Source organism: Vibrio sp. 947 (assembly GCF_033339115.1).
Taxonomy (GTDB): Bacteria; Pseudomonadota; Gammaproteobacteria; order Enterobacterales; family Vibrionaceae; genus Vibrio; species Vibrio alginolyticus.
Genome location: NZ_JAWOTX010000010.1, coordinates 107,976 through 121,431, shown reverse-complemented (window position 1 = coordinate 121,431; position 13,456 = coordinate 107,976). Strand labels below are relative to the sequence as shown.

At 43.9% G+C, this 13,456-nt stretch carries 12 protein-coding genes and 1 pseudogene; 3 read left to right on the top strand and 10 right to left on the bottom strand.

The window, feature by feature from the left end; translation table 11 throughout:
* Positions 1-53: 53 nt before the first annotated feature.
* From R7Q39_RS14630 to R7Q39_RS14620, 3 genes are all read right to left on the bottom strand, one after another.
* Positions 54-245, bottom strand: coding sequence for a hypothetical protein (locus tag R7Q39_RS14630; RefSeq protein WP_171345606.1), 192 nt, complete (start codon positions 243-245; stop codon positions 54-56).
* A gap of 109 nt (positions 246-354) precedes the next feature.
* Positions 355-1,290, bottom strand: a complete 936-nt coding sequence (locus R7Q39_RS14625) for a universal stress protein (protein WP_005373330.1) — start codon at positions 1,288-1,290, stop codon at positions 355-357.
* A gap of 393 nt (positions 1,291-1,683) precedes the next feature.
* Positions 1,684-2,403 (bottom strand): SDR family oxidoreductase, encoded by a 720-nt coding sequence (locus tag R7Q39_RS14620; protein ID WP_005373333.1) that lies wholly within the window; start codon positions 2,401-2,403, stop codon positions 1,684-1,686.
* Between the two features lie 135 nt (positions 2,404-2,538).
* Here R7Q39_RS14620 and R7Q39_RS14615 point away from each other — a divergent pair, with 135 nt between their 5' ends.
* Entirely contained in the window at positions 2,539-3,447 is a 909-nt protein-coding gene (locus R7Q39_RS14615; RefSeq protein ID WP_005373334.1) for a LysR family transcriptional regulator, read from the top strand.
* A gap of 90 nt (positions 3,448-3,537) precedes the next feature.
* On the opposite strand, the pseudogene R7Q39_RS14610 reads toward R7Q39_RS14615, so the two are convergent.
* From R7Q39_RS14610 to R7Q39_RS14585, 6 genes and pseudogenes are all read right to left on the bottom strand, one after another.
* Positions 3,538-4,098 (bottom strand): annotated as a pseudogene (locus tag R7Q39_RS14610) (AraC family transcriptional regulator); the annotation flags it as partial.
* 495 nt (positions 4,099-4,593) lie between these two features.
* Positions 4,594-5,637, bottom strand: a complete 1,044-nt coding sequence (locus R7Q39_RS14605) for a GMP reductase (protein ID WP_318076404.1) — start codon at positions 5,635-5,637, stop codon at positions 4,594-4,596.
* Positions 5,638-6,073: 436 nt separating this feature from the next.
* Positions 6,074-7,615, bottom strand: a complete 1,542-nt coding sequence (locus R7Q39_RS14600; RefSeq protein WP_005387691.1) for a bifunctional ADP-dependent NAD(P)H-hydrate dehydratase/NAD(P)H-hydrate epimerase — start codon at positions 7,613-7,615, stop codon at positions 6,074-6,076.
* Between the two features lie 86 nt (positions 7,616-7,701).
* Positions 7,702-8,139 (bottom strand): PAS domain-containing protein, encoded by a 438-nt coding sequence (locus R7Q39_RS14595; RefSeq protein ID WP_005373463.1) that lies wholly within the window; start codon positions 8,137-8,139, stop codon positions 7,702-7,704.
* Positions 8,139-9,143, bottom strand: coding sequence for a response regulator (locus tag R7Q39_RS14590; protein ID WP_005373466.1), 1,005 nt, complete (start codon positions 9,141-9,143; stop codon positions 8,139-8,141). Before R7Q39_RS14590 ends, R7Q39_RS14595 begins: the two co-directional genes overlap by 1 nt.
* Positions 9,144-9,510: 367 nt before the next feature.
* A complete protein-coding gene (locus R7Q39_RS14585; RefSeq protein WP_005387688.1) occupies positions 9,511-10,419 on the bottom strand; it encodes an aldo/keto reductase in 909 nt (302 codons plus the stop codon).
* A 95-nt stretch (positions 10,420-10,514) separates the two neighbouring features.
* On the opposite strand from R7Q39_RS14585, the gene R7Q39_RS14580 reads away from it, so the two are divergent.
* Complete coding sequence (locus tag R7Q39_RS14580; protein ID WP_005387686.1) at positions 10,515-10,928, top strand: helix-turn-helix domain-containing protein; 414 nt, start codon at positions 10,515-10,517, stop codon at positions 10,926-10,928.
* Here the strand turns inward: R7Q39_RS14580 and R7Q39_RS14575 are convergent.
* Positions 10,909-11,523, bottom strand: a complete 615-nt coding sequence (locus R7Q39_RS14575; RefSeq protein ID WP_318076403.1) for a hypothetical protein — start codon at positions 11,521-11,523, stop codon at positions 10,909-10,911. The two genes, R7Q39_RS14580 and R7Q39_RS14575, sit on opposite strands and share 20 nt — an antisense overlap.
* Positions 11,524-11,979: 456 nt before the next feature.
* On the opposite strand from R7Q39_RS14575, the gene clcA reads away from it, so the two are divergent.
* Positions 11,980-13,383 (top strand): H(+)/Cl(-) exchange transporter ClcA, encoded by a 1,404-nt coding sequence (gene clcA / locus R7Q39_RS14570; RefSeq protein ID WP_318076402.1) that lies wholly within the window; start codon positions 11,980-11,982, stop codon positions 13,381-13,383.
* The last annotated feature ends 73 nt before the right edge of the window (positions 13,384-13,456 follow it).

The following is a 13,456-nucleotide window of genomic DNA, read 5'->3' as shown; positions in this document are numbered from 1 at the left end:
AGTAGCAAACAGTAATCACTGAGTGCTACTTAGAGGAACGCCGATACAAACCGCTATTTGCTGTCTGCTACGGCATAAGAACGTAGGTCACTACTTACGTGTTCTTGGCTGAATGTATATGGATTATCGTCATCAGCTAACTCGAATGCATCGTAGGTGCAGTCACCGATATCATTTCTCGGACAAATATAAACATTCGAACGTTCTATCATTTCTGTGTGGCATTTCGGGCATAGGTTTTTCATGTCACTCTCCTCTGATAACTTATTGATACATTGATAATTCCATGTTCTAGAGATCCATCTCCCTCCTTTACCTAAAACATCACTTAAACCCAACTTTGTTACACCCCAATTACTGAATCGGTGAGACAAAACCATCGGGCTTAAGAGCGACCAAACTACAGTTAATCGATTGCAAAATATTTTCAGCCGTATTACCAATGACATAGCCAGATATACCAGTTCTCGCTAAGGTTCCCATTACCAGCACGTCTACCTCAATACTCTCTACGTAATCTGGAATCTTTTCGTCGGGTTTTCCATGCAGGTGGTGAATCACAATTTCACCTGTAATCCCAGACTCCTCCAACAGCTGTTGCAGAGCTTGTTTATGATCGGCTTTTGCCTTATCGAGTTCATGTTTCAACTCAGCATCATCGACTTGAATCCAAGCGTTACCATTAAGGTAGTTTTCTAAGTAATACTCCCAGCAAGAAATCACGTGTAAACGACTATCGCAGGTGTCGGCTATCGAACGCGATAATTCGAGTAAACGCACGGCTAATGAGTGCTGTTCATCGCTTGCCGTTAATGGGTCGATAGCCACAGCAACACGGCGTTTATCTCTTGGCTTATCAATTGGTCGGTGCAACCAAAGCGGACAAGGGCATTTTCGTAACAGAGTCATATCAATAGCTTTGAAACCCTCAGCACCTTCACCGAGCGGTTCAGCTTCTTTGATGATGAGATCTTTGTTATCAGCTAATGCTTCTTGAATAATACAGACAGCGGGCTTTTCACTGCTTTTCACAGTAAGAGGAAATGCGAGATCCTCTTCAGAGAGTCCCAGCTTCTGTCTGTATTCGTGAATACTTTGTTTGAGGGAGTCTTGCAGCGATTGCTCATAACTTTGCTGATACTGGATCATGTCTGTTGGGAAATCAGGACACGCTATTAGCCCTGAGACAGGCACTTTGTTGCTAGATGCAATCCTCATCGCTTGTTCGAGGGCGTCACTATGGCCTGGCAATCCTTGTGTTGCAAAAAGTATGTTTGCGAATCGTTTCATACACACCTCCTTGTTTGGTTAAATATTAACCACCCACAAAGTATAATACCTAACGGATAATTGTAACGGCTTGTGACGTTGATGAAATCAATTCTCATTAAGAGACGGATATTGCTTCATTTTGTTTTACGTCACACTCTCCTTTCTTCACAACTATCGCCTTCGACCTAAATAAATTCCGCTACCTAAAATTGAGACCAAATAAAAACCCAAATTACTCAAAGTTTTTTCTCACCTTGAGTAACTTGGGTATAAGCAATAACACACTTAGTGTCCGGATTTAAATGGATGACCTAAATTTTCACGCAACTTAGTTTAAAGATGCCATCTCAATCACGAATCGATATGCAAAGTTTTACGGCTTTAGTGACCTAAAATCGCCGTAACTCAATGTTAAGGTTGTTGTTTTGTCGGTGCCAAAGCAATTTCACGAACACATACACCTTGCGGTTGCTGATAAGCAAACAGCACTGCTCGTGCAATGTCGTCTGCTGCCAACACGCCGCCCATATCCACCTTCCAAGCGTCATAGCCATCTTTAATATCTTGAGACGTTGTATGTGAAAGTAATTCCGTTTCCACTGCACCAGGTGCAATCGTCGTAACGCGAACATTCGATGACGCAACTTCTTCACGTACGTTTTCAGAAATAGCATGAACCGCAAATTTGGTACCGCAATAAGCAGCATGATCAGGGAATGTTTTCTTGCCCGCGATAGAGCTGATGTTAATGATCGTACCACTGTTACGTGCTTTCATAGGTGCTAGGACGGACTGCATGCCATTGAGCAAACCAATTACGTTCACATCAAACATGCGCTTCCACTCCGATGCTTCCTGAGTATCTATCTGACCTAGAAGCATAACGCCTGCGTTATTTACAAGTGCATCTACCGGACCATACAACGCTTCAGCTTTCTCAATTGCAGCCTCAAAAGAAGCTTTGTCGGTCACATCTACCTTTTCACAAAGCGTATTTGGTAAGTTTAATGCTTCCAAACGTTCTACACGTCTTGCTAACAAAAGAAGAGCATGGCCCTGTTCACTGAAGTGACGTGCAATCGCTTCACCAATGCCTGAACTAGCGCCTGTAATAACAATTAACTTTTTCATTTTGAATCCTTAATCGAACGGTTTACATCAGTGGCGGTAAGTTTAAGAAAACTTTGTTTGTTGATATATACCGACCTAGTTGAAACACTGTTGTTATACTGCAACAATACTTTTTTGAATTATGAAGAAGTCATCATGCAAACACACATCAACCTTGCGGATATTCGCTCTTTCGTCCTAATCGCTCAACTAGGAAACTTCACGAAAGCAGCAGAGCAACTTGGCGTTTCTCGCTCACACGTTTCACGTCAAATAACAAATCTGGAGCAACAGATTGGTGTCACTTTGCTACAAAGGACCACTCGAACACTGAACCTCACCGAAGCAGGCAAGGTTCTGTATAAACAGTGTGAAACTGCCCTTCACAATATTGATCAAGCTGTTATGGCAGTGGTTGATGATGTAGAAGACTTAAGAGGTGACATTCGTATCAACTGTGTGGGGGGCTATTTAGGAGAAGACGTTGTCGCAGATATCGTTGCTCAATTTCTAATCCAACACCCACAAGTGAGCATTAACTTAGATTTTAGTAGCCATCGTGTCGATTTAATCGCGGATGAATTCGATATCGCTTTTCGAATGGGAAAGTTAGACGACTCCAACTTTATCGCTCGCAAACTGATCGATGTGGAAATGGGGACATACGCAAGCCCAAACTATTTAGAAACATATGGCTATCCTTCTCATCCAAAGGACTTAGAAAAACACGTTTGTTTGACAGGTAGTGTGACACGGTGGGCATTTGAGAACACGAATACAAAGCAGTCAACGGAACACCAGATACGTGGACAGTTACGATGTAAGAGTGGCAGAGTAATGATAAAAGCAGCCTTGGCGGGAAATGGCATCATCCGTGTGCCAGCACTTTATTGTCAACAAGAACTCCAGACAGGCAAGCTAAAAGAAGTGTTTACCAATTGGAGCATTCCGAGTGTGGAATTTTCACTCCTTTATCATCACGACCGACATCAACCAAAACGCATCCGAGCCTTTGTTGATTTTACTACGCAATACTTTCGCAAACTGCAGAGTAAAGACAAGTAACCTGCACGTTGGTACCTGTCTATGTATGCTTTATAGGCTGAGCCTGTGAACCTGGGGTTTGTTCTAGAAAGAGTGTGAGCATTTTGACGCTTAAGGCTTGGTTTTCATAAACGTCAGAGGTGTTTGTCCAGTTTGCTTTTTGAAAAATGCAATAAAAGCACTGTCTGACGAAAACTCCAGCCAATCGGCAGCTGCGCTGACTGGCATGCCCGTTGATAACAATTCAACTGCCTTTAAAAGCCTCCACTGTTGCCGCCAATCTTGATAATTCATTCCCGTTTCCGACTTAAATAATCGTGTTACCGTCTTGGTGCTTGCCCCAACTTTGCTTGCAAGAGCAGTAAGCGAAGGAGCTAGAAATGAAGGTTCAACCAACTCTCGACGAAACGTTGTTAAGCGCCGATGCGATGGCAAAGGCAACTGAAACGAATAACGTTTCGCAGCATAAAACTCCTCCCAAAAAAGCGCCGTCGTATTTACCATCTCGCTGCTAGGCTTATCCCACTCCCAAAATGACATTTTATCAATAAGAGCTTGGAGTAAATTATTCACTTCTATCATCGTGATCTTACTCGGACAGGCAAACTCCTCACAATCAAAATACAAAGATCGGTACGCCACCACATTCGTCATTAGTGCGCGATGCGGCGTATTAGGAGCTTTGTTTCCTAAATCAGACAACTAAATCTTCAACCCATGAGCTGAGCAGCTAAGTTCACTCATATACTTAGGCTAATAGCCAGCCTCGCTACAGAACAACCAATTGGAAACACAACAACCAAGCTTTAATCACCCGCTGTTAACGGACATTTTTAATTAAGAGACTGTTCAGCTATGGAAGCAAATCAAGCAAGGGAACCAACCTAGAAGACCTCGCCTATTTAATGACTTAGCGATTACGATGGCTCCTATGGTTAAGCATGTATTTTCATTGCCGCTTAGTTAAGTTTGAGAAATTACAATGCTCAAGTTGGAAAAACCTACGCCATGATAGAAATGTTAAACAAACTCACTTAGCTAGGTATTTCATCCTAAAGCAGATATAAAATAGCCCCTTCAAAAATGTCATAAACTTAAAAAGCAATAGACTTACGAAGAGGCAATATCAAATTATGGTTGCTTTTACACTTGTTACATTCAGTCGATTTACTCTTTACCGAACACGTTGTTCTCTTGTTCTTGAACGCGGATGAATGTAGTACGCTTGGTTAGCTCTTTAAGCTTTGCTGCACCCACGTATGTACATGTTGAGCGAACGCCGCCAAGGATGTCTTGAATAGTGCCGTGAACGCTACCACGGTATGGCAATAATACGGTTTTACCTTCGGCCGCACGGTAGCCAGCGACACCACCTGAGTGCTTCTCCATCGCGCTCTTCGACGACATGCCATAGAATTTCATGAACTTCTCGCCGTCTTTCTCGATCACTTCGCCGCCTGACTCTTCGTGACCCGCTAGCATCCCACCTAGCATTACGAAATCCGCGCCACCACCGAATGCTTTCGCTACGTCACCCGCACAAGAACAGCCACCGTCACCGACGATCATGCCACCAAGGCCGTGCGCTGCATCACCACACTCGATGATTGCAGAAAGCTGCGGGTAACCAACACCCGTTTTTACACGAGTTGTACATACAGAGCCTGGGCCGATACCCACTTTAACGATGTCTGCACCAGCTAGGATTAGCTCTTCACACATATCACCAGTAACCACGTTGCCTGCAGAAATGACCTTGTCTGGGAACTCTGCTCGCACGCGTTCAACATACTCGACCAAATGCTCTGAGTAACCATTTGCAATGTCGATACAAATGAAAATAAATTCATCTGAAAGTGCCATGATGTCTTTGGTTTTTTGGAAGTCTGCGTCAGATGTTCCCGTAGACACCATAACGTTATTCATGGTTACTTTATCTGCTGATTTAGCAAACTCAGCCCAATCTTCTACCGTGTAATGTTTGTGAACAGCAGTCATTACACCATGCTCAGCCAGCGCTTTAGCCATTGCAAAGCTACCAACCGAATCCATGTTTGCTGCGATTACTGGCACACCAGACCATTGACGACCACTATGCTTGAATGTAAAATCGCGGGTTAAATTTACTTGAGAACGGCTCTTAAGGGTAGAACGTTTCGGGCGAAACAGTACATCTTTAAAACCTAACTTAAGTTCTTGTTCGATACGCATTGTGTAATTCCTTGATTCATATGTATATGTGTCATTTCAGAGTGCGTAGTGATTTCGTTGGCAGACGAGTTCACTGTTCTTCGGACACAAAAAAACCGGAGCGTTGGCAGACGCTCCGGTTTTCAGCATTATAGGCTGTGATTTATTTCCTACAAGTCTGATATTTGAATTTTTTTTGTGATACCATCTTGAAAATCGCATATCAAAAACGCTCCCCAAGTCACCAAAACCTCTTATTATTTATAACTATCAACAACTTGAGAAAGCACTTAAGTTAACCCATTGCGCAAACCTTTGCGTCATATCTTAAAAATTAAAACGCATCACCTCTCAAATCTGCCTAAAACTCAATCACCTAATACTAAGATGCCCTGCTAATTCGTAAAAAAGTACTCAAAAAAATCGACCAATTTTCTCAGCAATGCATGAAATCTAATTAATTTCGATAGAGCTCTTGGGTGATAGCGGTACGAAGAGTGCTAACGACATCACTTGCCAAAAGACCAATTTGACCATTCTGACTCACGTTTATATCAGCAGCATGACTGTGAAGAACCACACCTAAACGTGCGGCAACAGAAATTGGTAAACCTTTGGCTAGTAATGCACCAATGACTCCAGATAACACATCTCCCATTCCCCCCGTCGCCATTCCGGCGTTACCCGCTAGACAGACGTACATTCTCGTTCCATCGTAAATAAGCGTCCCCGCGCCTTTTAAAACCACTACACCGCCATAACGCTCTTGCAGTTGTCTTGCAGCAGAGTATCGGTCACTTTCTATTTGTTGAATGGTTACATTTAGTAGTCGAGCTGCCTCTCCAGGATGCGGCGTGATCACTCGATGGTTGTCGCACACTAGAGTGCCATCGCATCGCTGGCTCAGCATCGCTAGAATATTGAGGCCATCAGCATCAACAACTTTAGGTTTCTGCTCTTGAGCCAGATATTGATAGGCTTGATAAGCCCACTCATCATCTCCAAAGCCAGGACCAAACACTAATACGTCAGCCCAGCGAATGCGTTTAGTTAAGTCGTTCTCAGTATCCCTGAGTAAGTCAGCGGTGATGCTCTGGCTCATTACTTCTGGGCAACCAACCTGCAGTGGAATAAGGCTACTCGTGTGAGTAATTGCGGCAGTTAAACCCGCTCCGGCTCTAATCGCAGCGGAGGAACATAAACGAATCGCTCCAGACATCCCTTGATTGCCACCAACACAAAGCAACTTCCCGTTGTCACCTTTATGGACCGTTGGATTTGGCTTGGGCATTAATCTTGAAACAACCTGATGATCAATACCTAATGCACTTTCTACTTCGATAGTATCAAACTTAGTATTGACGCCTAAACCACAAAAGTAGAGCTCGCCAACTCGATCTCTCGCTTGTCCAGTGCATAAGCCTTGCTTAACCCCAATGAAGGTTACAGTATGCTCGGCACGAATAGCATCACCTAAAACTGCACCTGTATTAGCACACAGACCAGAAGGAACGTCGACTGCAATCACAGGGGTATGAATTTGATTAATTTGGTCAATATAGCGACGATACTCCGAACGAACCTCACCGCTTAAACCAGTGCCTAACATGGCATCGATGATCACATCTGCTTCTAGCAATGCGGTATTCCATTCATCCCAATCATTGTTAACACCGTCGATTGACTGCCAGTCTTGGTATGCGCGCAAAGCATCACCTTTTAGCACAGATACATCACCAATTTGGAAAACATGTACATTGAGTTGAGCTTGTTTCGCAAGAGATGCAAATACGTAACCATCGCCACCGTTATTCCCTTTACCGCAAATCACTAAGATATTTTTTGATTTAGGATACAGATGTAAAAAGCGCTCATACACGGCCATACCCGCGCGTTGCATTAAGCTATACATAGAAACACCAGCCATTTGCGCAGCCAGCGTTTCACCGTTTTTTACTTGCTCAGCGGTGTAGAGTTTTAGGGCGAGATTAAAGTCCATATTCACGTTCTACGCATTGGGAAACACAATTATAAGTATACAAAAAAGCCAAGGCGGACCTTGGCTTTTGAGAAAGTTTTTTATCGCTATTGATTCTGAGACATCAGAGCTTCAGCCGTCGCGTCTTGTATAGACAAAAACAACGAGTTGATTTTTCCAGTCGGTGTGCGCATTGGGTTCAACGTAACATTCTGGTACATAAACTCCGCTTGCTGCGTGACTGGTCGAACATTGCGACAGCAAAATAAGTAAGGTCGTTGTCGCCATGTGATGAAGCTGCGACAGCCTAGGTCATACACTGGTTTTGTTTTTAATTTAAACCACTCCTGTGGGATTTCAGGGAAGATATCAAATATAGAACGACCTATCGCATCATGAGACTGCAAACCACTGTGATGAGTCATAAACCCATTCCAGACCTGTACATTGTAATCTCGATCAATGACCACTAAGCCCATGTCGACGTTTTGTACCATATCCACCATCCAATGGAATTGTTCAAACTCTGCTGGCATATTCAACATTAGAACTCCTCCATTAGATAAGACAGTTTGTTATCAAGCAGCGGCAAGGATTCATCCACAAACATAAACAACAAGTCACAACGAATCGACGTTCCTTCAATGTTGTAGCTCACTTCGAATGTCATCGTGCGGCTGAATGCTCCAGTTGTAGATTCAATGATCGAGTCAATTGAGATATGCTGACCAAGGAGTACTGGTGGACTTTGGAAGAATCGGACTTCAGACTGCTCGCCTAAACCATTTAAGAACGACCCCACCAAAATATTAGAAATATCCATTAGCAGCTCAAGCTCTTCTAGCTCTTCGCTGTCTGCTGGTACTTTCATCAACTTTTTGAGATCAGATACGCTTGAATCACTCAAAATCACTAGCGCTTCGCCAGCAATACCTTCGCCACAAAATCCCTGACAAACGCCCGATACGTTGTCATGCGACGCCAAGTCGCGTAGCGCCATGTGAAGTTCGCTCACTTCAAAGATATTGACGTTCGGCAGAGGTAGTTGCACAAACACGTCAAAGTGACGCGCCAACGCATCGGCTGCTCGACCAATTGAAACGTTAGCCACTTCCATGTAAATATCGCGACGACGTAAAATCGGTAACTCAATAGAGACAGGCGTGATAATTTGAGGACGAGGTTCTGGCTCGACCAACTCTTTAAGCGCCTTCTTGAGTTCATCTTTGGCGATCGGTTTTTGAATAAACGCTTTTGCACCCAGTGCGAACACGCGCTCTTTCGCTTTAGGTTGGATATCCCCCGACACCACAACCACCGGAGTTTTATCCCCCAACCGTTGCATGTGCTCTAGTGTTTCAAAGCCATCCATTTCTGGCATGGTCAAATCAAGAAACATCAATTTAAACTCGTTTTTTTCGAGTTCTTCTAGCGCGTTTTTTCCGTGGATAGCAAACGTAATATCGGCATTCAATGTGGCTGGTAGTGATCTCGCCATCTGTTTGCGTGCTAACGCTGAATCATCACAGATGAGTACGGGAAAAGACATTCAATCACCTTTTTATATTCCACAATCTGCGCCGGAGTCTAACAGATTGTTACAGCATGTAATACGAGAAAACTGACGAGTTTTTTATTTCTTTATTATTCAATAAGCATACGCAATATGAATGAATGAGTGAACAAAATGACTAAAAAGCAAGCATCACATTCGCTGTTTAGTGACATAAAACAAACATGGGTAAAACTCCTCCACCCAAAGTAAGCAAAAAGTTGCAGCTAACATCCAAAGCCCATTTTTGCTCGAATTTCATTCTTTCCATTTCCATAATGGGTAAACAGTAACGCGCTAAAACTAAAAAGGCACCCTGCTAGAGGATGCCTTTAATAACAATTTCATCGATAAGATATCAATTCTATGGCACACCATGACCTTTAGAAGCCACCCATACGCGATACCATTGCTCTCGAGTAAGTTCGATGTTCAATGCATTAACTGCAGTTTGCACACGCTCGATTTTACCAGAGCCAATGATTGGAATAGGGTTAGATGGCAAACGACGTACCCAGGCATAAATTACTTGGTCAATGCTCGCTGCGCCCACTTCTTCACGAATTGCTTCTAATTCGTTACGGACACGAACAGCTTGCTCACTGTCACCACTAAAAATTGAACCTCCACCGAGGCAAGACCAAGCCATTGGTCGCGTACGCAACATTTGCATTTGGTCAAGCGTTCCATCGTGAGCAACCTCAAAGTTAAGTGGGTTGATTTCCACTTGGTTAGTAACCAACGGCTTACCTAAGCGAGATTGCAGCAGTTCAAACTGGCGTGGAGTGAAGTTAGACACGCCAAAGTGCTTCACTTTGCCGACTTTGTGAAGCTCAGAAAATGCTTCTGCAACCTCGTCCGCATCCATTAACACGTCAGGACGATGAATTAAAAGTACGTCGATTTCATCCACATTCAAACGTTCTAGCGAGTTATTCACCGATTGGTAGATATGTGCTGAGCTCGTGTCGTAGTGATTGATCTTACGCTCTGGCGTTTTATCGCCACACAAATTGATGTCGCATTTCGTCACGATCTGAATTTGCTCACGAACACTCTTGTCTAAAGCTAACGCTTCACCAAACAACGCCTCACACTCGTAATTACCGTAGATGTCGGCGTGATCGACTGTCGTAATGCCTAACTCAATGTGTTGCTTAAGAAATGACAAACGCTCTTGAGCCGTCATTCCCCACTCAACTGCACGCCAATATCCTTGAACCAGCTCTGAGAACTCTGGGCCTTTTGGTGCAGTTACTACTTTTGCAACCATGGGTTTTCTCCTTCAATTGATCTGCATTCATCGTAGTCTTGTTTTCGTACCAGCTCAACGGGTAAACTTTCGCAATTCGAACTGGAGTACGAAATATGTCTTTTGCCCAACGCCTAGCCACCCTGATCGGAGAAGAAAGCATCAGCGGGTTCGCTCGACGCGTCGATGTGTCTGAAGCTTTAATACGCAAATACCTTAAAGGCAGTGAACCTAGCCTAACTAAAGCAAATCAAATTGCAATGCGCGCCAATTGCTCTCTTGAATGGTTAGCAACGGGATGTGGTTATTTATATCGCCGTGCTGAAGTCGTGGATATGGATGCGTACAAACTTGCCTTTCAACACGTTATGAATCAGCCGTTGTCAGACGATGCAGAAGAGCTACACCGCAAGCTAATTGCAGGATATCAATACCTGCGCGCTCACAAAAAATCGGATGGTTTTTTGGATGAATCAGCAATGGCGACCTTCCTATCTCTCCATAAAGAATCTAAAAACGAGTCACTTTGACCTCGATAATTTCGCCATCACTGCGCAAGTGCACATTTAAGGACGGTGATGGCGTCAGAAACTCGTCCGGTTTTACCCAAAGCAAACTTCGAATCGTTTCTTGTGGATAGCGGTTCATCAACAAAATAACTTCTTTATCGACAAGCTCGGAAGATTTCTTTTCCAGAGCTTCAACGACATCATAGTGTTCTTTTCCGATAGTGACTCTGCGTAAAACTAACCCATCCTTTCTTAAGTTGAGAAGTAAGTCATTCAGACGCTGCCACTCGTATTCAGTAAGAAACGAGAACTGAGCACTTTCTCTTCTCAAAATCACTTCACCATACAAGTGCTGCTGGTAGTACGAAAAATCATCCAAACAAAATGCGCTGATAAACGTTGAGTTGTCTCGCAACTGCACTTCGCAACCATACCAGCTTCCACTTTTTTCTATACGTTCTTTTAGATTGGAATATGGCATTGCTGACAACGTGTCTTGCCACCAGCTCGGCGTTGAAAGTGCCGGAAACGTTACCGAACAACAACATAAAGAAAGTAAGAGTCGAAGATAAAAGCGCATGCACTGCTCTAGTTGGTTCACATCGAACCAAGACATTACTAACTGCAAGAAAATGTTCAAGAGAAAAATAGTGGCAGGTGGTGATGAAAGTTATAACGCAGAAATTAAGAAGGCGCACATGTGCGTGCGCCTCTACCTCGTTACTCAATCGTGAGTGTGCGAATCGGCGATGTCTATTGATGCATCCCGAACATAAAACGAGGACTTACCGTAGGGTTTGAATCCATCCAAATTGTGTATAAAACCTCACATCCCTCCTTCTGAAGCAGTCATGTTGCTTTACATTTAAAGCATGGTTCATTTTTCTCAAAAAACAAGTTTTTTATCCTAAATTATGAGAGCAATAGCACAATCTGAGTGAATGAATAATATCGCGACACTTCGAACACTCAATAGTGAAAAGCTAAATTGCATCTTTATTGATTAGGTCTAGACTCTGCGAAGCGTATACTTTCTTTCGTCCCTTCCCCCCAGCAACAGGAGAGCTTTTTAATGACCAAACGCGAGAGAATTGTGAAATCTGTGTTGGCGCACGTACCGAAAGATGCGATTAACCAGTTTGTCTCTCGAGGGTCAACATCATTTTCTGTTCTCATTATGGCCGCCATTGTGGGTACGTTGGCTGGTTTTGTCGGTACGTATTTCGAGCTTGCCGTTCATTTCGTTTCTGAAACACGAACAGAATGGTTAAGAAGCGAAATTGGTAATGTTCTACCGTTGTGGCTGGCAGCGGTTCTCATTAGCGCACTTTTAGCTTTTATTGGCTATTTTCTTGTGCACCGCTTTGCGCCAGAAGCGGCAGGTTCTGGTATTCCTGAAATCGAAGGGGCAATGGATAATATTCGTCCAGTGCGCTGGTGGCGAGTTCTACCAGTAAAATTCTTCGGCGGCATGGGCGCACTTGGCTCAGGTATGGTGCTGGGTCGTGAAGGCCCAACCGTTCAAATGGGTGGTGCTGTAGGTCGAATGGTGACCGATATATTCCGGGTAAAGGATGACGATACCCGCCACTCCCTGCTCGCTTCTGGTGCTGCTGGCGGTTTGGCTGCGGCTTTTAATGCCCCACTCGCAGGCATTATGTTCGTTGTGGAGGAAATGCGACCTCAGTTTCGCTACTCTTTGATCTCAATTCGCGCAGTGATCATTTCTGCCATTATGGCGAACATAGTGTTTCGCGCCATCAACGGGCAAGACGCCGTTATCACTATGCCGCAATACCAGTCGCCAGAGCTTCAAACCCTATGGCTGTTTTTATTGCTTGGCGCATTGTTTGGCGTGTTTGGCGTGCTCTTCAATAAACTGATTACCGTGGCACAAGACAGTTTTGTCGCAATTCACAAAAACGATCGTAAGCGCTACTTGATTGTAGGTTCGTTACTGGGAGGCGTGTTTGGCTTGCTTCTTTTGTACGTACCCCAACTAACTGGTGGTGGTATCGGCCTTATTCCTGACATTACTAACGGTAACTACTCGGTATCTATTTTAGTTTTGCTTTTCTTTGGTCGTGTAATTACAACCCTGCTCTGTTTTGGTTCTGGTGCGCCGGGAGGCATCTTTGCACCTATGCTTGCTCTGGGAACCTTATTTGGCTACGCGTTCGGAGCAAGTGCTGATGTCTTGCTCCCTGCGCTTGATATCGAGCCTGGTGTATTTGCGATTGCGGGCATGGGTGCCCTGTTTGCTGCAACGGTACGTGCACCGATTACTGGTATTCTGTTAGTGATTGAAATGACGAATAACTACTACTTAATCCTGCCATTGATCATTACTTGTTTGGGCGCTGTGATTATTGCTCAATTGTTGGGTGGACAACCTATTTACAGCCAGTTGCTGCATCGCACAATCAAAAACGAAAAGTTACGCCAACAGGATCTACCGGAGAATCAATCAACATAACATCCTCTTTGTTATCACTTCGCTCCAGACTATCGAAGGGTTTGGAGCGATAAACTCTGCATTTTTACATCTT

What these genes read in the sequence shown, in the direction of transcription:
- R7Q39_RS14585 (WP_005387688.1), bottom strand. Translation starts at nt 10,419, where the DNA reads ATGGTTGCAAAAGTAGTAACTGCACCAAAAGGCCCAGAGTTCTCAGAG.
- R7Q39_RS14630 (WP_171345606.1), bottom strand. Translation starts at nt 245, where the DNA reads ATGAAAAACCTATGCCCGAAATGCCACACAGAAATGATAGAACGTTCG.
- R7Q39_RS14600 (WP_005387691.1), bottom strand. Translation starts at nt 7,615, where the DNA reads ATGGACTTTAATCTCGCCCTAAAACTCTACACCGCTGAGCAAGTAAAA.
- R7Q39_RS14575 (WP_318076403.1), bottom strand. Translation starts at nt 11,523, where the DNA reads ATGTCTTGGTTCGATGTGAACCAACTAGAGCAGTGCATGCGCTTTTAT.
- R7Q39_RS14615 (WP_005373334.1), top strand. Translation starts at nt 2,539, where the DNA reads ATGCAAACACACATCAACCTTGCGGATATTCGCTCTTTCGTCCTAATC.
- clcA (WP_318076402.1), top strand. Translation starts at nt 11,980, where the DNA reads ATGACCAAACGCGAGAGAATTGTGAAATCTGTGTTGGCGCACGTACCG.
- R7Q39_RS14580 (WP_005387686.1), top strand. Translation starts at nt 10,515, where the DNA reads ATGTCTTTTGCCCAACGCCTAGCCACCCTGATCGGAGAAGAAAGCATC.
- R7Q39_RS14595 (WP_005373463.1), bottom strand. Translation starts at nt 8,139, where the DNA reads ATGTTGAATATGCCAGCAGAGTTTGAACAATTCCATTGGATGGTGGAT.
- R7Q39_RS14625 (WP_005373330.1), bottom strand. Translation starts at nt 1,290, where the DNA reads ATGAAACGATTCGCAAACATACTTTTTGCAACACAAGGATTGCCAGGC.
- R7Q39_RS14620 (WP_005373333.1), bottom strand. Translation starts at nt 2,403, where the DNA reads ATGAAAAAGTTAATTGTTATTACAGGCGCTAGTTCAGGCATTGGTGAA.
- R7Q39_RS14590 (WP_005373466.1), bottom strand. Translation starts at nt 9,143, where the DNA reads ATGTCTTTTCCCGTACTCATCTGTGATGATTCAGCGTTAGCACGCAAA.
- R7Q39_RS14605 (WP_318076404.1), bottom strand. Translation starts at nt 5,637, where the DNA reads ATGCGTATCGAACAAGAACTTAAGTTAGGTTTTAAAGATGTACTGTTT.